Here is a 16,400-nt window from a genome sequence, read left to right as displayed (position 1 = left end):
CTCGTCGAAGCGCGTCCGTGGCGGGTTCGCCCTGCATGTCGCCGCGAGCGGGAGCGGATTATTTACAAGCCGACGGCAAGTTTTGGACACGCATTCCGTAAGCCGGGAAGCCTGCCGGATCGTCGGCCGTCATCGCTTCGCATCGATGCGATCGACGGCCGAACGATCGAGAAAGGCAGTCGTCAGTGCCGGCAGGTGGCGCAGCAGCCACGCGGCCAGGCTGCGCTCCTGTTGCAGGATCCGTTCGCAACATGCGTGGATCTCCGCTTCGCCGGCTGCCTGCGCGGCCGCGGCGAGCGCCGTATACGCGGCGATCTCGACGTGCGCGAACGCATAACCGGCCAGCGCTCCCTTCACCACTTCGTCGACGGCCAGCATGCCGGTCGCGATCCGGCCATACGCGGCAATGCGCGCGGCCAGGTCCTTGATCGCGGACGGCGTCGTGCCGAGCCGCATCAGGCACGCCTCGACGAGCGCCTGCTGGCCGATCGTGTCGTCGAGATGCCGGCGCAAGCGATCCTGCAGTTGCGGATAGTGATCGAGCCGTTTCAGTTGCGCGGCGAGCAGCATCTCCGCCTGCCGCTCCATCGCATACGCATCGCGCAGCCAGTCTTCCAGGTGTTCGCGCGGATTCGCCATCGGTTTCCTCCGGCCGCATCGCGGGGCGGCATGCCGTGCGCCGCATCGGACGGCGCGCTGCACGGCGCACGCGATCCCGCGCGCATGCCGTGGGCGAGGTACGGGCGCCGGGTCAGTACTGCATCAGCGGCGGCGTGCCCGGCAGCGGCCGGTCGCCCTGCGCACCGTTCGCACCGTTCGCGCCGGTCGACGGCCCGTCGGCCGCCTCGCCGCCGGCCGCGCCCTGCGGCATCAGGGTGCCCGGCGCCGGGCGCGCATCGCCACGTGTATTCGCGTCGGGCATCGTCGTGGTCGACTGTGCGCCACGGCTGTCGGGTGGCGCCCCGCGGGCGCCGTAGGGGCCGTTCGCCGATTGCATGCATGCGCCCAGCGCGCACGCGGCGGCGCACGCAAGGATGCCCATGCGCATCGTCTTCTGGATCGGGTTCATCGAAATCCTCCCTGTGACCGGCATCTCATAGCCGGTTGAAATGGAAATCGCCGGCGTACGCGGTCGGGGCGCGACGCGCCATCATCGCGTCGAATTCCACCGCCACGCGCGTGAGCGCGCGGCGCTGCGAGTCGATGCCGGCCTGCTCGAGCGCGGCGAACGCGTCGGCGTCGAACGCCACGGTCAGCGACGCCGGATGACCGTCGACGCGAAAGCCGATATGCAGCGCGCCGAGCGGCTTTTCCTCGATATGGAACGGCATCGCGCGCGCCTCGAAATGGCGGCCGAGCGTTTCGGCGATGTCGCGCAACACGCCGGGTTTCACGCGGATGCTCATGGCGATGCCTCGTGGCGCGTTCGCGATACCGCGCCCATCGGCGGCGTATGCACGGGCGGCTCGCGCTCGGGCGGGGCATACCCCGGTGGGTCGCCCTCGGGTTGCCGGTACGGCTCCGGCATGTCAGGGGGCACGTCGTCGGGATCGGGCGGTTCCGGATCCGGCCCGATGTCGGATAGCGGCGGTTCGGGCCGCTGCAACCACTGCGCTGGGTCAGGTGTCATCGGCACTCCTTCATTGCGGGGTCGGCGGGTCGACAGCGGGCGCGACCTTCGCCTGCCCAGGGTGCGCAAGCCCCATGCCGTCGTTCCCGTCACCCGCGTGTCCGCCGCGACGCGCACGCAGGTGCCGCGAACGGCCTGCCGTGCCTTCGCTACACCGTCCGCTGCAAATCTTGCAACGGCGCGGCTACGCGTCGAAAGCAGCCATCACGAGCCACAGCTCGCGGCCTTCATCGCGCACCTGCGCGGCGAGCGCATACGCATCGGACGGCTCGCACGCGCGCTGCAGCGCGAACCGCGCGGGCTCGGTCGAGCCGAACGTCTCGCCGCCGAGCGGCCTCACGTCGGCCTTGCCTTCGAACATCCGGCGCTCGGGCCGGTAGATCAGCGGTTCATGCTTCCATTCGTTGAAATGGCTCTTCAACGCATCGAATCCGCCGCCGCATACGTTGACCTCGTAGCGCACGCCCGGTCGTCGCTTCGGAATCGTCATCGCGCCTCCCGCTCGATATGCGCGCGGCCGGCACCGGTTGCGCCACGCGCCTGCGTCATCATCGTCATCGCCATCGCGGCAAGTCGCGTGCCGCGTGCGTCCGGCGCATCTCGGCGCCTACCGGGCATGGCCGTTGCGGATGGGACATGCCATCGGCATCGACATGGAGGCTTGCGATGAAGGATTCGACCCGGACCGGCCACGACGCGCCGGCACACGAACGGCAACCCGATCCGTCGCCGCCGCTCAAGCACCGCGACCGCGCGCGCACGCGCCATTCGGAACGCCATATCGACAAGCAGCTCGAGGACACGTTTCCCGCGAGCGACCCGCCCGCGACCGGCGGCGTCACGCGCATCGAGCCGGATACGCCGCCCGGCACGCACGACGAGGGGCCGTGCCAGGACAAGCGCGAACGCGGCGACGCATGAGCGCGCACGGCACGTGGGTTGCTGATTCTGTCGCGCCCATTTCGACCCATTGCACTACCGAACCCGTGAGGAGAATTTCATGCATCGCGTCAACGAAATCATGTCGCAGGACGTCGTGCACATCGCACCGACCGACTCGATCCGTCATGCCGCGCAACTGATGGAGCGCTACGACGTCGGCGCGCTGCCCGTGTGCGACAACAACCGGCTGATCGGGATGGTGACGGACCGGGATCTCGCGGTGCGCGCGATTTCGGCCGGCAAGCCGCCGGAGACGCGCATTCACGAAGTCGCATCAGGCCCGATCGAATGGTGTTTCGACGACGATTCGCTGGACGAGATCCAGCACTACATGGCGGACGCACAACTGCGCCGCCTGCCGGTCGTCGATCACGACAAGCGGCTGGTCGGCATGCTGTCGCTCGCGGACATCGCGACCCGCATGGCCGGCCCCGAGCGGGACGATCTCGCGAACACGCTCGAAGGCGTGTCGCAACCGAAGCAGACGTGACGGAGCGATTCCCGCCCCGTCCCGACCACCCCGCGCGACCCGCAGGGCCCGCCCCGGGCACCGTCGCGCCCCATGCAGCCTGGAGGAAACCATGCAGACTTCCGATCAAGGTCAAACCCGCATCATCGGCAAGGGTGCCGCGACGGCGGCCGGCCCTGGCCCCGACGTAATGGCGGCCGATACGCTGGAAGGCGACAAGGTCTATACGACCGACGGCGACGATGTCGGCAAGATCAAGGACATCATGCTCGACGTGCGCTCCGGCCGCGTCGCCTACGCGGTACTGTCGAGCGGCGGCATCCTCGGCATCGGCGACAAGCTGCACGCGATCCCGTGGAGCGCGCTCACGCTCGACACCGAGCGCAAATGCTTCCTGCTGTCGGTGTCGTCCGAGCGGATCCGCAACGCACCGGGGTTCGACAAGGACCACTGGCCGGCGATGGCCGATCCGCAATGGGCGACACCGCTGCACGAGTTCTATGGCAGCACGCCGTACTGGAGCGCCGGCGACGAACTCGGGCTGACCGACCCGACCGAGGAACTGAACGATCCGCGCTCACGCGACCGTCTCTGATCGCGCCATCGCGCTGCGCCGGTTGACCGGCGCAGCCGCGTCGAACGCCCCGCCCGCGCGGGGCGTTTTTCTTGCCGGCCGTCGCGGGGGCGGCCCGGACGCGACAGGCGACACGCGCTACGCGCGATGCCGCAGCGCGTCGATCACGACGGTAAACGCTCGCGACGCCGGGCGGCGGCTCGGATAGTACGCGTGGTAGCCGGGAAAGACCGGGCACCAGTCCGGCATCACGATCCGCAGGCGGCCGTCGCGGACATGCTCCAGCACGATGTCCTCGGTGACGAACGCGATGCCGAAGCCGTCGAGCGCCGCCTGCACCATGTGCGGCTGCGTGTTGCAGGTGATCCGGCCGTTCACGCGCGCCAGCACGTCGTTCCTGCCCTTCTTCAGCTCCCACGCATAGAGGCCCTTCGCGGTGGCGAGCCGCAACGTGACGCAATCGTGATCGAGCAGGTCCTGCGGCTTTTTCGGCGGCTTGCGGCCATCGAGATACGAAGGCGCCGCGACCATCGCCATCCGGACATCCGGGCTGATCCGCACGGCGATCATGTCCTTCGCCACCTGGTCGCCGTAGCGCACGCCGATGTCGTAGCGCTCCTCGACGATGTTCGACAGCCCGTAATCGACCGACAGCTCGATGCGGATATCCGGGTAGTCGGGCAGGACCTGCCTGAGCTTCGGCCAGATGATCGTATCGATCGGATGCTCGGTGGCGGTAATGCGCACCACGCCGGCCGGCTTGTCCCGGAAATCCGACAGCGCGGCCAGTTGCGCGGTGATCTCGTCGATACGCGGGGCCACCGCCTGGAACAGCGCTTCGCCCGCGTCGGTCGTCGACACGCTGCGCGTCGTGCGCGTGAGCAGCCGCACGCCGACCCGCGCCTCGAGATCGCGAATGGTATGGCTCAGCGCCGACTGCGACACGCCGAGCCGCGTGGCCGCGCGAGTGAAGCTGCGCTCGCGGGCCACCGCGAGAAACACGAGCAGGTCGTTCAGATTTTCGCGCGCCATGTCGAAACGCTCCGGTCGGGACGGACGCCAATCGTAGCACCGCCGGCGGCGATTCATCAGTTTGGCTCATGAGTCCAAGCGCGCCGCGCTACTTAATCGATCCGCGACGAATCACTAGACTGCGAAGCCATCGACCCGATGCGTCGCGGCAGCGCCCGGACGCTCGGACTACCCGCATTCCGGAGCCCAACCTCATGACTACCCGCTTTCTCACTGCCGTCGCCGCCACTGCCGCGCTGGTCGCGTCCGGCTCGCTGTTCGCGCAATCCGCACCGGGCCTGACGCGCGAGCAGGTCCGCCAGGACATGCTGCGCTACGAGGCCGCCGGCTTCAATCCGGCGCGCCTGAACCCGCGCAGCTGGGTCGACGACGCCCAGGCCGCCGCGGCCCGGGTGCAGGCCGGACGCGTCGACGACGCGCACACGCAGCTCGCCGTGCACGACGCAACGACGCGTTGCGACTGAGCGCGCGACCCACTCCTTCTCCGATCTGGTTCCCGACATGCCATCCGTCTCCACCCCCGATCGCGGCACGGCGCCTGACGGTGCGGCCGCATGGGGCGCCGTCCTCGCGATGTCGCTCGGCGCGTTCGCGCTGGTCGCCTCCGAGTTCATGCCGGTCAGCCTGCTCACGCCGATTGCAGGCGACCTGCACGTCAGCGAAGGCCAGGCCGGCCAGGCCATCTCCGTATCGGGCGCGTTCGCGCTGGTCACGAGCCTGTTCATCGCCTCGCTCGCCGGCCGGCGCGATCGCAAGCCGTTGCTGCTGGTGCTGACCCTGCTGACGATCGTGTCCGGCACGCTCGTCGCGTTCGCGCCGAACTACGCGGCGTTCATCGCCGGCCGCGCCCTGATCGGCGTGGCGATCGGCGGCTTCTGGTCGATGTCGGCCGCCACCGCGATGCGCCTCGTGCCGGCACCGCACGTGCCGCGCGCGCTGGCGATCGTGAATGGCGGCAACGCGCTGGCGACCGTCGTCGCGGCCCCGCTCGGCAGCTTTCTGGGCGGCATCGTCGGGTGGCGCTGGGCGTTCTTCTGCGTCGTGCCGGTCGCCGCGATCGCATTCGGCTGGAAGCTCGTCAGCCTGCCGTCGATGCAGTCCGCGCCGCGCCGCGCGTCGGCCAACGCGCTCAGGCTGCTGGCCCGGCCGCCGGTCGCGCTCGGCATGGCCGCGGTCAGCGTGTTCTTCATGGGCCAGTTCACGCTGTTCACCTACCTGCGTCCGTTCCTCGAAACCGTCACGCACGCGGGCACCGTCACGCTGTCGCTGCTCCTGCTCGTGATCGGCGTCGCGGGTTTCGCGGGCACGTTCCTGATCGGCGGCGTCCTCGAACGCGGGCTCTACCGGACACTCGTGGCCACGCCCGCACTGATGGCCGCGATTGCGGCGGCGCTGATGGTGTTCGGCGGCTCCACGGCGGCCACCGCCTGCCTGCTCGGCGCCTGGGGGCTGCTCGGCACCGCGGCGCCGGTCGGCTGGTGGACGTGGCTCGCCCGGACGCTGCCGCACGATGCGGAAGCCGGCGGCGGGCTGATGGTGGCGGTCGTGCAACTCGCGATCGGGCTCGGCGCGACGATCGGCGGCATGCTGTTCGACCTGCACGGCTACCGTGCGACCTTCGCGATGAGCGCGGCGCTGCTCGCGTTCGCCGGCGGGCTGGCCGTCGTCGCGGGCCGGTCCGCCCGACATGCCGCCACGCGCACCGGCGGTTGATGCCTGCGCCACGGCGCCCCGGCGGCTTTTTTACAAGCGCCATGTAACCGCCCCGTCCGGCGTCGCGCGGCCGCTCGCCGCGTCCAGATAGCCCAGCAGCCGGTGCGGCGTCAGCGGCTTCGCGCAGTGCGCGTCGAACCCGGCTTGCTTCGCCGCCTCGCAGTCGCGTCGCGACGCGAGCCCGCTGCACGCGACGAGCAACATGTCGCCGGTGTGCGGATCACCGCGCAGCCGCGCCGCCAGCTGCAGCCCGTCGAGGCCGGGCATCGCGATATCGAGCACGACCGCGAACGGCTGCCAGTCGCGTGCGATCGCGCAGACGGCGAACGGATCGACGGCAATACGGCATTCGAAGCCGCGCGCCTCGAGCAGCAGGCGCAGCGCATCGGCGGCGTCGCGATAGTCGTCGACGATCAGCACGCGACGCGGGCGCCTCGGCACGCTGTCGGGGGCGCGCCACAGCAGCACGTCGTCCGCGGCCGGATCGTCGCCGGGATCGGGAAGCATCGCGTTTCTCCTGTCGTTGACACCGCCTCCACGCAAACCCCGCGCCCGTCTCGGCCGATGCGGAACGGCGGTTGCTGCACAGGGACGAATCGTCGTACCGGAGCCCTTCATGCGCGTCACGCTGCGCTTTCGTTTCTGTCCCGCCCCGCTGACGTGGGCGACCTGCCGCGCCCCGGGCCGCACGGGCGTCGTCACATGACGCGCCATCCGCCGCCCGCCGCCGACGACGCACCGGCGACACTCGGCGCATGCCGCCGCTGTGCGTTGTGGGAGCATGCGACCCAGCCGGTGCCCGGCGCCGGCCCCGTCGACGCGACGATCATGCTGGTCGGCGAGCAGCCGGGCGACCAGGAAGACCGCCAGGGATTGCCGTTCGTCGGCGCGGCCGGGCGCATGCTGGACCGCGCACTCGATGAAGCCGGGATCGAGCGCGCGCACTGCTATCTGACGAACGCGGTCAAGCACTTCAAATGGGAGCCGCGCGGCAAGCGCCGGCTGCACAAGACGCCCGCGCAACGCGAGGTGGCCGCGTGCCGCTACTGGCTCGAACGCGAACTCGATGCGGTACGGCCGCGCGTCGTCGTCGCGCTCGGCGGCACCGCGTTGCGCGCGCTGCTGCAAGACAACGATGCGACGCTCGAGGCCGCGCGCGCGCCGATTCGCACGGCGCAAGGCCTGCTCGTCGTCGCGACCTATCACCCGTCGTACGTGCTGCGCACGCGCGGCGCCGATTCGCGCGAGCATGCGTACCGGAGGCTCGTCGACGCGTTGCGCACCGCATCGCGCCTGGCCGGCGAACCCGACCGCGACCTCGATCGCGACAACCGGCCCGGCGCACGCGGAGGCACTCGATGAGCGCACCGGGCGACGACGCGCGGCCGGCCGCGGGCGCCGCGCCGCGCACCGCGACACCGTGGTACCGGCGGCTCGGCCCCGGCCTGCTCGCGGGGGCGTCCGATGCCGATCCGAGCAACATCGCGGTCTACGCGCAGGCCGGCAGCCAGTTCGGCTTCAACATGCTGTGGATGATCGTCGTCACGCTGCCGATGATGGTCGCCGTGCAGCTCGCGTCGGCGTTCATCGGACGCCGCAACCGCGCGGGCCTCGTCGCCGCCATCCGCGAGCACTTCTCCGACCGGCTCGCCAAGACGCTGATCGTGATGGTCGCGATCGTCAACGTCGTCAACGTCGGCGCCGATCTCGCGGCGATGGGCGACGCGACCGCGCTCGTCGCGGGCGGCCACAGCTACTGGTACGCCCCGGTCTACGGAATCGCCTCGCTCGCGCTGCAGGTGACGCTGTCGTACGAGCGCTATGCGCGCTGGCTCAAATGGATGACGCTCGGGCTGATCGCCTACGTCCTCGAACTCGGCTTCGTGCCGATCGACTGGCGCGGCGTGATGCATGCGATCGTGCTGCCGAGGATCGAATTCACGCACGCGTATGCGACGACCACGGTGGCCGTGCTCGGCACGACGCTGAGCCCGTACCTGTTCGTGTGGCAGGCCGCGCTCGAAGTGGAGGAAACCGCATCCGGGCCACCCGACACGCGCCGCGAGACCGAGCGGCGCGTCACGTTCGACACGTGGGTGGGCATGATCGTCACGAACGCGGTGTCGTTCTGCATCATGGTGATCGGCGCCGCGGTGTTCTTCGCGCGCGGCCGGCACGACATCGGCACCACCGCGCAAGCCGCCGAGGCGCTGCGGCCGATCGCCGGCGAAGCCGCGTTTCTCGTGTTCGCGTTCGGCATCGTCGGCTGCGGGCTGCTCGCGATTCCCGCGTTTGCGGGTAGCGCCGCGTACGGCTGCGCGGAAGCGTGGCGGTTCCGCGAAGGGCTGAACGAGCCGGTGCGGCGTGCGCCCGCGTTCTATACGGTGCTGGCGCTGTGCGTGATCATCGGCATCGTGATCTGCGTGAGCCCCATCGATCCGATCAAGGCGCTGTACTGGAGCGCGGTGCTCAACGGGATCGCGGCGGTACCGATGCTCGTGCTCGTGATGCTGCTGACGCACCGGCGCGAGGCGGCCGGACAACCCGGCAGCGGCATCGTGTCGAAAACGTTCGGCTGGCTGGCGGTCGCGCTGATGGCGGCGTCGGTCGTGACGATGGTCGTCGACCTGCTGACCTGAACCGCGCATCGTCCATTCATTGCGCGCGCCACTTTCGCGGCGGCCGGGCCGGCCGCGTCGCGGCCAAGCCCGGCCCGCCGCACTTACATCATCTTGCCGCGCGACTTTTCGGCGCGCGCTGCATCCGCCGCCGATTCGACCTTCTTCACTTCTTCCGGCGGCGGCAGCACCGCCTTGAAGCCCATCGACTGGATCCACATCTCGCGCGCCCAGCCCCGCGTGTGATACAGGTGATGATCCTCGTCGGCCTCGACCTCGTCGTGCGCGTCCTTCAGCGTCTTCGCGGCATCGCCCGACAGCTGGTCGGCCGCATAGCCGATCAGTTCCCAGTTCAGGTGATCCTTGGTCTCGGCGAGCACCACGCACTCGGCCGCGACGACCTGCGCGACCCCCGGGTCGGCCTGCTTCTGCGCCTGCTCGATCGTATGCACGAGCGCCTTGCCGATGGCCGCCACCGCGCTGCGGCCGGGCGTCTGCGCGTCGGGATCCATGCCGAGCGTCTCGAACACCTTGCGCAGCACCTCCTGGTGATGCAGCGTCTCGCGATGGTACTTCTCCCATTCCTTGTGTAGATCCTCGTCGGTCGCGCATTGCAGCGCGGCTTCGTAGATCTTCGCGCCGCCAAGCTCGGTTTCGTATGCCTGGCAGAGCAATTCGCGGATGCCTTCGTGTTTCGGTTGCCGATGGGCCATGACTGCCTCTCCAAAAAGACGGGCCGCACCCGCGGCCCGGGGTTGAACGGGCGCGCGTTACTGCGCGCCCACCTTGCGTTCGAGCGCCTGCGCCATGCTCAGGTGATGCCGCAGCGTCGGCAGCGTGGTGCTCGCGAACTCTCGCAACTGCGGATCCTTGCCTTCGCGCGCCTCGCCTTCGAACAGCGCGACGGCCTTGCTGTGTGCAGCCGGGCCGACCGCCGCGACGTACGCGACGTCGAAGTCGCGACCGTGCTTGCCGCGCAGCGCCTCGACGTCGGGATCCTGGATCTGCTCGACCTGCGGCTTCATGCCCTGGCGCGCGGCGATCTCGTTCAAGCGCGCATTCGCCTTGCCGTGATCGGCCACCATGCGCTGCGCGAAGGCGCGCACGTCCGGCGACTGCGCCTGCCGCAGCGCGAGCTGGCTCGCCTGCACCTCGGCCTTGCCGGCGATCGCGGCCTTGTCGACGAATTCCGCGTCGCCGCCTTGCGGCGCTTTCGCGATCATCGCGTCGCCCGCGCCCGACGACGGGTTGATCACGCCGCCCGGCACATGTGAATTCGATGCGGGCGGCTCGCTCGGCATCTGCGCGCGGGCGAGCCCGCCGGCGGCGAGCACGGCCGCGGCGCACGCCGCGATCGTCCAGTTGGGTCGTTTCATGGGTTTCCTCCTTGCATGGGGCGAGAGACGGCCGTCAGCCGCCGACGATCGAGCCGCCGTTCGGGTGCAGCGTCTGCCCGGTCATGTAGCTCGCGCCTTCCGACGCGAGCAGCACGTAGCAGCCGATCAGTTCGTCCGGCTGCCCCGGCCGCTTGAGCGGCACGTTCGCGCCGAACTTCGCGACCTGCTCGGCCGTGAACGTCGACGGAATCAGCGGCGTCCAGATCGGCCCGGGCGCGACCGCGTTGACGCGGATGTCGCGTTCGGCCAGCTCCGCCGACAGCGACCGCGTGAACGCGACGATCGCGCCCTTGGTCGCCGAGTAGTCGGGGAGTGTCGGATTGCCGTGATACGCGGTCACCGATGCGGTGTTGACGATGCGTCCGCCGTGCTTCATGTGCGGCAGCGCGGCCTGCGTGCAGAAGAACATGCCGTACACGTTCGTGCGGAACGTGCGTTCGAGCTGTTCCTCGGTCACGTCCTCGATGCCCGGGCGCGGATGCTGTTCGCCCGCGTTGTTCACGAGCACGTCGAGCCGCCCGAGCCGCTCGACCGTGCGCGCCACCGCGTCGTACGCCTGCCGTCGGTCGCCGACGTCGCACATGATCGCCTCGCAACGCCGGCCGGCCTGCTCGATCAGCTGCTTCGTATGCGCGGCGTCGGCCGACTCCTTCAGGTAGACGATCGCGACGTCGGCCCCTTCCTTCGCGAAGCCGATCGCGACCGCGCGGCCGATCCCGCTGTCGCCGCCCGTCACGAGCGCGACCTTGCCGGCGAGCTTGCCGCTGCCGACGTAGTCGGCCGCATCGTCGCGCGGCTGCGGATGCATGTCGCGCTCGGTGCCCGGCTGGCGATCCTGGTGCTGGGGCGGCGGAGTCTGTGCGGTAGTCATGGGGGCGTTCCTCCCTGAACGGTGTCGTCATATCGCTCGCAAGCGGCGTGCCGCACCGGGCAACGCCGTCGTTGCGCGTGCCACGCTGCAAACGGGCGTAAAAAATTCAGCGTGGCTGGCCGTCCGACGCGGGCTCGCCGGGGCGACGTACCGGATCGAAGTCGCGCCACTCGCCGTCCTGCCAGTCGCCCTCGACACGCTCGATCGACGACGCCCCGGTCGCGCGCAGCACGTCCTCCGCGGTATTCACGGTGTCGGGCGCCACGCGCACCGCGAGGATCACGCCGGATTCGCTCTGCGCGAGCGTGCCCTTACCCTCGGCCTGCTCGCCGCGCATCCGGCCCAGCGCGCCGCCGAAGGCGCCGAGATACGCGCCGGCCAGCGCGGCGGCGGCCGGAACGAACCAGTAGCGCACGCCGATCGCATAGACGAGGAGCCCCACGACGATGCCGATCACCACCCCGCGGATCGCGCCGATCATCGCGCCGCGCCCGCCCGGCTTCGCCGCCGTATCGGCATAGACGTCGCCGCCGATCGGAAAGCGCGCATGCTGTCCGGCCGGATTCAGGAAGAAGATCGATACGTCGTCCGAACCGAACGCGCGCTCGTAAAGGTGACGCGCCCCACCTTCCGCTTCGTCGAACGTCGTGAAGCGGCCTGCGACGATCATCGCCATGGTCGTGCTCCTCGTGACGGGGGTGGCGCCGCGTGCCACCGCACGCGGCGCGACGGGGCGGCCCTCACATCAGCCGCCCGAGTTCCTTCGACACCGACGCCGGCGTGCCGTATTCGCGATCGGGAATGCGGCGGAGCATGTCGATCACGCCGGGGTCCGCATGCGAGCGTTCCGCGCACTCGACGACCGCCGCCTTGCTGGCCGGATAGTCCATGCCCTTCAACGCCTTCTGCACGTCGATCGGGCTCGGCGCCTTGCCGTGGCCGCCTTGATGGCCGCCCTTGTCATGGTCCTGCTGCACGCGCTCGCCTTCGTGCGCGCGCGAGTGGCTGTATTCGTGGCCCGTATGTTGTCGGGATGTCATGAAAATCTCCTTGGGGATGAACGAAATCACGTCGACGCACGGCGCGCCCGCGCCAGCGCGGCGACCACCAGCGCCGCCGCACCAAGGGCGACCGCCCCGGCCACCTTCGGCCGCTGAACCACCGTGTTGTAGGCGCACCCGCGCAGCACGGGCCCGTCCATGCCTTCGCGCTCGTGCAGCGCATGGCGCGGCTCGTACAGCGCGTTGTCGTCGCGCGGGCGGGCGGGTCGATCCGTGCGCTGGCTGCGCCAGAACAGCCGGGCCGCGATGCGATCGAACAGGTGCGGCGCGTGATACGCGCTCGCCGACGTGAACTTCGCCGCGCCGCCCACGAACAGCGTGCGGCGCGGATGCGCGGCCGCGAACAGGATCGCGTCGGCCACCAGTTCCGGGTCGTAGATCGGCGGCGGCAGCTTCGCCTCGACGTTCATGTAGTTTTTCGCGTGCATCACGAACATCGTGTCGATCGCGGCCGGCTTGATCAACGTCACGGACACCGGCAGGTGGTCGCCCTCCATCTCGAGCCGCAGTGAATCGGTAAAGCCCTTCACCGCATGCTTGGACGCCGCATACGCGCTCTGCAACGGCACCGGCGCGTCGGACGCCTCGCTGCCCATGTTGATGATCGCGCCGCCGTGAAAATCGCCCTTGCGCCGGAAGTGATCGGCCGCCACGAGCGAGCCGTGCACGACGCCCCAGTAGTTGGTGTCGAACAGCTTGCGCTGGTCGTCGAGCGGCACCGCGGAAGCCGGGCCGAAGATCGATACGCCGGCGTTGTTGATCCACGTGTCGAAGCCGCCGTAGGTCTCGACGGCCTTGGCGGCCGCGCGCTGCAGATCCTCGAGATTGCCGACGTCGCCCGCGACCGCCACCGCGAGATCGCCATGCTGGCGCAGCTCCTCGCACAACGTATTGAGCGCGGCTTCGTTCCGCGCGAACAGCACCAGCTTCGCGCCGCGGCGCGCGGCCTTGCGCGCGGTGACGAGACCGATGCCGCTCGTCGCGCCGGTGATCACGATCGTCTGCTCGCCGACCGGTTTGAGCATGCAGTTCATGGCTGGACTCCTTGTGCGGCGCGGCCGCGGTCACTTGGCCCGGATCGTCAACTGATCGCGCACGTCCTGTACGCCTTCGACCTGCTTCACGACGCTGACGGCCTGCGCGCGCTGCGCCTCCTCGGGCACGCTGCCGGTGAGCGTCACGATGCCGCGCCGCGTCTTCACGTGGATGTCGCCGGACGACAGCCCGTTCGTCCCGACCAGCTCCGCCTTCGCCTTGGTCGTGATCGTGGCGTCGCGGATTTTCGTGCCGGTCGTCGTATGCGACGACGCTGACGTCGACGCGGCACTGTCGTCGCCGGCGGCGAGCGCGTTCGGCGCGATCACCGCGCACGCCGTGGTGGCGGCGATCGCGATCGCCATGCCGGCGCGCATCGCGTTGCGACGACGGACCCTCGGGGAACGGGCTTGCAGCGGAAATGCCTTCATCGTGACCTCCTTTCGTCGAGCCGGGATCGCCGGCGGGTGAGCGGGACAGCGCAAGTCGCGTGCCTCGGTGCCGGTGCGGCGCCGCCGCGGGTTCGCCCGATCAGACGCCCTTTCATCCAACCCGTTGTAATTTTTTCGGTATCCCGACGGGGGGCTCCGCGGGCAATGCCCCGGGTATGCCGCTTGCCGAACCACCGGCAACGGTGGCCCATCCACGCGGCCCCGATACCGGGAGCAATACCATGCAAAGAATCGCGTTGATCAGTGAGCACGCATCGCCGCTGGGGGTGATCGGCGGCGTCGATGCCGGCGGGCAGAACATCTACGTCGCGAACGTCGCGAAGCAACTGGCCGAGCGCGGCCTCGACGTCGACGTCTATACGCGCTGCGACAACCCGCACCTGCCGGAAGTCGTGCCGATCGGCACGCACATGCGCGTGATCCACGTACCGGCCGGGCCGCCGACCGACGTGCCCAAGGAGCGGCTGCTGCCGTACATGGTCGCGTTCGCGGACGGCATGGTCGCGCGCATGCGGCGCGAGCCCGACCCGGTCGACGTGATGCACGCGAACTTCTTCATGTCGGGCGACGCGGCATTGCGCGTGAAGCGGCAGCTCGGCATCCCGCTCGTCACGACCTTCCATGCACTCGGCCGCGTGCGCCGGCTGCACCAGGGCGACGCCGACGGCTTCCCCGATGCGCGCTTCGCGATCGAGGACACGCTCGCGCGCCGTTCGGACCGCGTGATCGCCGAATGCCCGCAGGACGCGCTCGACCTGACGACGCACTATCGCGCCGACGCCGCGCGCATCGAGATCGTGCCGTGCGGCTTCGACGTGCGGGAACTCAGGCCGACGCCGCGCATCGACGCGCGCGCGCAGCTCGGCTGGCCGCAGGATGCCTTCGTCGTGCTGCAGCTCGGCCGCCTCGTGCCGCGCAAAGGCATCGACACGGTGATCGACGCGCTGGCCCGCATGCCGCGCGACCCGTGCCGGCCGACCCACCTTTATATCGTCGGCGGCAGCCAGGCCACGCCCGACCCGGCCCGCGACCCGGAACTCGCCCGCCTCGCCGGGCTCGCGCACGACCTCGGGATCGCCAATCGCGTGACCTTCGTCGGCCGGCGCGACCGCGACACGCTGCATCTGTACTACAGCGCGGCCGACGTGTTCGTCACGACCCCGTGGTACGAGCCGTTCGGCATCACGCCGGTCGAGGCCATGGCCTGCGCGACGCCGGTGATCGGCAGCCACGTCGGCGGCATCCGCACGACGGTGGAAGACGGCAAGACCGGCTATCTCGTGCCGCCGCGCGATCCCGCCGCGCTGGCCGCGCGGCTCGTCGAGCTGCGCGCGCAGCCCGAGCTGTGCGCGGCGCTGGGACGCGCCGGCTACCTGCGCGCGCATCGCTTCTATACATGGAAAGGCGTGGCCGACCGGCTGGTCGACATCTATCGCGACGTCGCGCGGCCGCGCAGCGCCGGCGCGTCAGCCGGCACCGGTCGCCGCACGCCCGTGTCGATCACATCGGGCGCGCTCGCCCATCGCAAGGAGAACGCATGATGAAGGGCCATGATCGCAAACGCGTGCTCGTCGCCGGCGGCGCCGGCTTCCTCGGCTCGCACCTGTGCGAACGCCTCGTGACGGACGGCCACGACGTGCTGTGCGTCGACAATTTCTACACGGGCGCGAAGGACAACATCGCGCATCTGCTCGACGCGCCGACCTTCGAACTGATGCGGCACGACGTGACGTTTCCGCTCTATGTCGAGGTCGACGAGATCTACAATCTCGCGTGCCCCGCGTCGCCCGTCCACTACCAGCGCGACCCCGTCCAGACGACCAAGACGAGCGTGCACGGCGCGATCAATCTGCTCGGCCTCGCGAAGCGCGTGAAGGCGCGCATCCTGCAGGCGTCCACGAGCGAGGTGTACGGCGACCCCGACGTCCACCCGCAGCACGAGCAATACTGCGGCCGCGTGAATCCGGTCGGCCTGCGCGCCTGCTACGACGAAGGCAAGCGCTGCGCGGAAACGCTGTTCATGGACTATCACCGCCAGTACGGCGTCGACGTGCGGATCGCGCGCATCTTCAACACGTACGGCCCGCGCATGCATCCGGCCGACGGCCGCGTCGTGTCGAACTTCATCACGCAGGCGCTCGCCGACGCGCCGCTGACCGTCTACGGCGACGGCAGGCAGACGCGCTCGTTCTGTTACGTGGACGACATGGTCGATGCGCTGATCCGGCTGATGAATGAGCCGGGCGACGCGAGCGAGCCGGTCAATCTCGGCAGCGACGCCGAGATCGCGATGCTCGACATCGCGCGCGAAGTCGTGCGGATCGTCGGCGCGACGGTCGCGATCGAGTTCCGGCCGCTGCCGTCCGACGATCCGCGCCAGCGGCGGCCGAACCTCGATGCCGCGCAGCGGCGCCTCGACTGGCGCGCGACCACGCCGCTCGCCACCGGGCTCGCGCGTACCGTGCGGTACTTCATTCATCGGCAGGCCGCGCTTCACCAACCGGGCGATCTCGTGCGCAGCACGCAGATCGCGTCGCACCTGCTCGCGCAGGCCGATATGCCGCGCCGCCCGGCACCGGCGCAGTGACGATGCCGGCGCGTCCGGC

23 protein-coding genes are annotated in these 16,400 nt (G+C 69.9%); 9 read left to right on the top strand and 14 right to left on the bottom strand.

From position 1 onward, the window contains the following. Positions 1–129: 129 nt before the first annotated feature. The 5 genes from CFB45_RS32750 to CFB45_RS32730 all read right to left on the bottom strand — a co-directional run bounded on the left by CFB45_RS32750 (position 130) and on the right by CFB45_RS32730 (position 2,120). Complete coding sequence (locus CFB45_RS32750; RefSeq protein ID WP_089429299.1) at positions 130–639, bottom strand: DUF892 family protein; 510 nt, start codon at positions 637–639, stop codon at positions 130–132. Positions 640–751: 112 nt separating this feature from the next. Then, a complete protein-coding gene (locus CFB45_RS32745; RefSeq protein WP_089429298.1) occupies positions 752–1,069 on the bottom strand; it encodes a hypothetical protein in 318 nt (105 codons plus the stop codon). A 25-nt stretch (positions 1,070–1,094) separates the two neighbouring features. Then, complete coding sequence (locus CFB45_RS32740) at positions 1,095–1,406, bottom strand: hypothetical protein (protein WP_089429297.1); 312 nt, start codon at positions 1,404–1,406, stop codon at positions 1,095–1,097. Further along, on the bottom strand, positions 1,403–1,630 hold the full coding sequence (locus CFB45_RS32735; protein WP_089429296.1) for a hypothetical protein: 228 nt from the start codon (positions 1,628–1,630) through the stop codon (positions 1,403–1,405). The genes CFB45_RS32740 and CFB45_RS32735 overlap by 4 nt, the downstream gene beginning before the upstream one ends. 184 nt (positions 1,631–1,814) lie before the next feature. Continuing rightward, positions 1,815–2,120: a hypothetical protein gene (locus tag CFB45_RS32730; RefSeq protein WP_089429295.1), complete on the bottom strand. Its 306-nt coding sequence runs from the start codon at positions 2,118–2,120 to the stop codon at positions 1,815–1,817. Between the two features lie 176 nt (positions 2,121–2,296). On the opposite strand from CFB45_RS32730, the gene CFB45_RS32725 reads away from it, so the two are divergent. The 3 genes from CFB45_RS32725 (at position 2,297) to CFB45_RS32715 (ending at position 3,636) form a co-directional block, all read left to right on the top strand. Next, positions 2,297–2,551: a hypothetical protein gene (locus tag CFB45_RS32725; RefSeq protein WP_089429294.1), complete on the top strand. Its 255-nt coding sequence runs from the start codon at positions 2,297–2,299 to the stop codon at positions 2,549–2,551. A 79-nt stretch (positions 2,552–2,630) separates the two neighbouring features. Then, positions 2,631–3,062, top strand: coding sequence for a CBS domain-containing protein (locus tag CFB45_RS32720; RefSeq protein ID WP_039371315.1), 432 nt, complete (start codon positions 2,631–2,633; stop codon positions 3,060–3,062). A gap of 91 nt (positions 3,063–3,153) precedes the next feature. Then, positions 3,154–3,636 (top strand): PRC-barrel domain-containing protein, encoded by a 483-nt coding sequence (locus CFB45_RS32715; RefSeq protein WP_089429293.1) that lies wholly within the window; start codon positions 3,154–3,156, stop codon positions 3,634–3,636. 117 nt (positions 3,637–3,753) lie between these two features. On the opposite strand, the gene CFB45_RS32710 is transcribed toward CFB45_RS32715, so the two are convergent. After that, entirely contained in the window at positions 3,754–4,647 is an 894-nt protein-coding gene (locus CFB45_RS32710; RefSeq protein WP_089429292.1) for a LysR family transcriptional regulator, read from the bottom strand. A 194-nt stretch (positions 4,648–4,841) separates the two neighbouring features. On the opposite strand from CFB45_RS32710, the gene CFB45_RS32705 reads away from it, so the two are divergent. Then, positions 4,842–5,111 carry a DUF4148 domain-containing protein gene (locus CFB45_RS32705; protein WP_089429291.1) on the top strand — a complete coding sequence of 90 codons (270 nt, stop codon included), beginning with the start codon at positions 4,842–4,844 and terminating at the stop codon, positions 5,109–5,111. Positions 5,112–5,148: 37 nt separating this feature from the next. Next, a complete protein-coding gene (locus tag CFB45_RS32700; RefSeq protein WP_089429290.1) occupies positions 5,149–6,360 on the top strand; it encodes an MFS transporter in 1,212 nt (403 codons plus the stop codon). A gap of 30 nt (positions 6,361–6,390) precedes the next feature. Here the strand turns inward: CFB45_RS32700 and CFB45_RS32695 are convergent, their stop codons facing one another. Beyond that, entirely contained in the window at positions 6,391–6,867 is a 477-nt protein-coding gene (locus tag CFB45_RS32695; protein ID WP_089429289.1) for a response regulator, read from the bottom strand. Positions 6,868–7,062: 195 nt separating this feature from the next. Here CFB45_RS32695 and CFB45_RS32690 point away from each other — a divergent pair, with 195 nt between their 5' ends. Both CFB45_RS32690 and CFB45_RS32685 read left to right on the top strand, forming a co-directional pair. Then, the gene (locus tag CFB45_RS32690; RefSeq protein WP_256978457.1) at positions 7,063–7,722 is read left to right on the top strand and encodes a UdgX family uracil-DNA binding protein; all 660 of its coding nucleotides are present in this window, start codon (positions 7,063–7,065) and stop codon (positions 7,720–7,722) included. After that, positions 7,719–8,999: an NRAMP family divalent metal transporter gene (locus CFB45_RS32685; protein ID WP_089429288.1), complete on the top strand. Its 1,281-nt coding sequence runs from the start codon at positions 7,719–7,721 to the stop codon at positions 8,997–8,999. The genes CFB45_RS32690 and CFB45_RS32685 overlap by 4 nt, the downstream gene beginning before the upstream one ends. 83 nt (positions 9,000–9,082) lie before the next feature. Here CFB45_RS32685 and CFB45_RS32680 read toward each other — a convergent pair whose 3' ends face one another. The 7 genes from CFB45_RS32680 to CFB45_RS32650 all read right to left on the bottom strand — a co-directional run bounded on the left by CFB45_RS32680 (position 9,083) and on the right by CFB45_RS32650 (position 13,773). Beyond that, positions 9,083–9,691, bottom strand: coding sequence for a DUF892 family protein (locus tag CFB45_RS32680; RefSeq protein ID WP_089429287.1), 609 nt, complete (start codon positions 9,689–9,691; stop codon positions 9,083–9,085). A 57-nt stretch (positions 9,692–9,748) separates the two neighbouring features. Further along, positions 9,749–10,354 carry a DUF4142 domain-containing protein gene (locus tag CFB45_RS32675; RefSeq protein ID WP_089429286.1) on the bottom strand — a complete coding sequence of 202 codons (606 nt, stop codon included), beginning with the start codon at positions 10,352–10,354 and terminating at the stop codon, positions 9,749–9,751. A 34-nt stretch (positions 10,355–10,388) separates the two neighbouring features. Beyond that, entirely contained in the window at positions 10,389–11,246 is an 858-nt protein-coding gene (locus CFB45_RS32670; protein WP_089429285.1) for an SDR family oxidoreductase, read from the bottom strand. A 106-nt stretch (positions 11,247–11,352) separates the two neighbouring features. Further along, positions 11,353–11,922 carry a hypothetical protein gene (locus tag CFB45_RS32665; protein WP_089429284.1) on the bottom strand — a complete coding sequence of 190 codons (570 nt, stop codon included), beginning with the start codon at positions 11,920–11,922 and terminating at the stop codon, positions 11,353–11,355. A gap of 64 nt (positions 11,923–11,986) precedes the next feature. After that, entirely contained in the window at positions 11,987–12,286 is a 300-nt protein-coding gene (locus tag CFB45_RS32660) for a DUF2795 domain-containing protein (RefSeq protein ID WP_069250315.1), read from the bottom strand. Between the two features lie 26 nt (positions 12,287–12,312). After that, positions 12,313–13,341 carry an SDR family oxidoreductase gene (locus CFB45_RS32655; protein ID WP_089429283.1) on the bottom strand — a complete coding sequence of 343 codons (1,029 nt, stop codon included), beginning with the start codon at positions 13,339–13,341 and terminating at the stop codon, positions 12,313–12,315. A gap of 30 nt (positions 13,342–13,371) precedes the next feature. Beyond that, entirely contained in the window at positions 13,372–13,773 is a 402-nt protein-coding gene (locus tag CFB45_RS32650; RefSeq protein ID WP_089429282.1) for a BON domain-containing protein, read from the bottom strand. A 242-nt stretch (positions 13,774–14,015) separates the two neighbouring features. On the opposite strand from CFB45_RS32650, the gene CFB45_RS32645 reads away from it, so the two are divergent. Continuing rightward, the gene (locus CFB45_RS32645) at positions 14,016–15,335 is read left to right on the top strand and encodes a glycosyltransferase family 4 protein (protein WP_089429281.1); all 1,320 of its coding nucleotides are present in this window, start codon (positions 14,016–14,018) and stop codon (positions 15,333–15,335) included. Then, the gene (locus CFB45_RS32640; RefSeq protein ID WP_089430080.1) at positions 15,335–16,381 is read left to right on the top strand and encodes a UDP-glucuronic acid decarboxylase family protein; all 1,047 of its coding nucleotides are present in this window, start codon (positions 15,335–15,337) and stop codon (positions 16,379–16,381) included. The genes CFB45_RS32645 and CFB45_RS32640 overlap by 1 nt, the downstream gene beginning before the upstream one ends. Positions 16,382–16,400 lie beyond the last annotated feature (19 nt).

This window comes from Burkholderia sp. HI2500, from assembly GCF_002223055.1.
In the GTDB taxonomy this organism is placed as follows: domain Bacteria; phylum Pseudomonadota; class Gammaproteobacteria; order Burkholderiales; family Burkholderiaceae; genus Burkholderia.
This window is presented reverse-complemented; position numbering and strand designations above follow the sequence as displayed.

What these genes read in the sequence shown, in the direction of transcription:
- CFB45_RS32715 (WP_089429293.1), top strand. Translation starts at nt 3,154, where the DNA reads ATGCAGACTTCCGATCAAGGTCAAACCCGCATCATCGGCAAGGGTGCC.
- CFB45_RS32725 (WP_089429294.1), top strand. Translation starts at nt 2,297, where the DNA reads ATGAAGGATTCGACCCGGACCGGCCACGACGCGCCGGCACACGAACGG.
- CFB45_RS32680 (WP_089429287.1), bottom strand. Translation starts at nt 9,691, where the DNA reads ATGGCCCATCGGCAACCGAAACACGAAGGCATCCGCGAATTGCTCTGC.
- CFB45_RS32675 (WP_089429286.1), bottom strand. Translation starts at nt 10,354, where the DNA reads ATGAAACGACCCAACTGGACGATCGCGGCGTGCGCCGCGGCCGTGCTC.
- CFB45_RS32695 (WP_089429289.1), bottom strand. Translation starts at nt 6,867, where the DNA reads ATGCTTCCCGATCCCGGCGACGATCCGGCCGCGGACGACGTGCTGCTG.
- CFB45_RS32710 (WP_089429292.1), bottom strand. Translation starts at nt 4,647, where the DNA reads ATGGCGCGCGAAAATCTGAACGACCTGCTCGTGTTTCTCGCGGTGGCC.
- CFB45_RS32640 (WP_089430080.1), top strand. Translation starts at nt 15,335, where the DNA reads ATGAAGGGCCATGATCGCAAACGCGTGCTCGTCGCCGGCGGCGCCGGC.
- CFB45_RS32645 (WP_089429281.1), top strand. Translation starts at nt 14,016, where the DNA reads ATGCAAAGAATCGCGTTGATCAGTGAGCACGCATCGCCGCTGGGGGTG.
- CFB45_RS32650 (WP_089429282.1), bottom strand. Translation starts at nt 13,773, where the DNA reads ATGAAGGCATTTCCGCTGCAAGCCCGTTCCCCGAGGGTCCGTCGTCGC.
- CFB45_RS32665 (WP_089429284.1), bottom strand. Translation starts at nt 11,922, where the DNA reads ATGGCGATGATCGTCGCAGGCCGCTTCACGACGTTCGACGAAGCGGAA.
- CFB45_RS32670 (WP_089429285.1), bottom strand. Translation starts at nt 11,246, where the DNA reads ATGACTACCGCACAGACTCCGCCGCCCCAGCACCAGGATCGCCAGCCG.
- CFB45_RS32735 (WP_089429296.1), bottom strand. Translation starts at nt 1,630, where the DNA reads ATGACACCTGACCCAGCGCAGTGGTTGCAGCGGCCCGAACCGCCGCTA.
- CFB45_RS32660 (WP_069250315.1), bottom strand. Translation starts at nt 12,286, where the DNA reads ATGACATCCCGACAACATACGGGCCACGAATACAGCCACTCGCGCGCG.
- CFB45_RS32705 (WP_089429291.1), top strand. Translation starts at nt 4,842, where the DNA reads ATGACTACCCGCTTTCTCACTGCCGTCGCCGCCACTGCCGCGCTGGTC.
- CFB45_RS32690 (WP_256978457.1), top strand. Translation starts at nt 7,063, where the DNA reads ATGACGCGCCATCCGCCGCCCGCCGCCGACGACGCACCGGCGACACTC.
- CFB45_RS32745 (WP_089429298.1), bottom strand. Translation starts at nt 1,069, where the DNA reads ATGAACCCGATCCAGAAGACGATGCGCATGGGCATCCTTGCGTGCGCC.
- CFB45_RS32750 (WP_089429299.1), bottom strand. Translation starts at nt 639, where the DNA reads ATGGCGAATCCGCGCGAACACCTGGAAGACTGGCTGCGCGATGCGTAT.
- CFB45_RS32730 (WP_089429295.1), bottom strand. Translation starts at nt 2,120, where the DNA reads ATGACGATTCCGAAGCGACGACCGGGCGTGCGCTACGAGGTCAACGTA.
- CFB45_RS32685 (WP_089429288.1), top strand. Translation starts at nt 7,719, where the DNA reads ATGAGCGCACCGGGCGACGACGCGCGGCCGGCCGCGGGCGCCGCGCCG.
- CFB45_RS32720 (WP_039371315.1), top strand. Translation starts at nt 2,631, where the DNA reads ATGCATCGCGTCAACGAAATCATGTCGCAGGACGTCGTGCACATCGCA.
- CFB45_RS32655 (WP_089429283.1), bottom strand. Translation starts at nt 13,341, where the DNA reads ATGAACTGCATGCTCAAACCGGTCGGCGAGCAGACGATCGTGATCACC.
- CFB45_RS32740 (WP_089429297.1), bottom strand. Translation starts at nt 1,406, where the DNA reads ATGAGCATCCGCGTGAAACCCGGCGTGTTGCGCGACATCGCCGAAACG.
- CFB45_RS32700 (WP_089429290.1), top strand. Translation starts at nt 5,149, where the DNA reads ATGCCATCCGTCTCCACCCCCGATCGCGGCACGGCGCCTGACGGTGCG.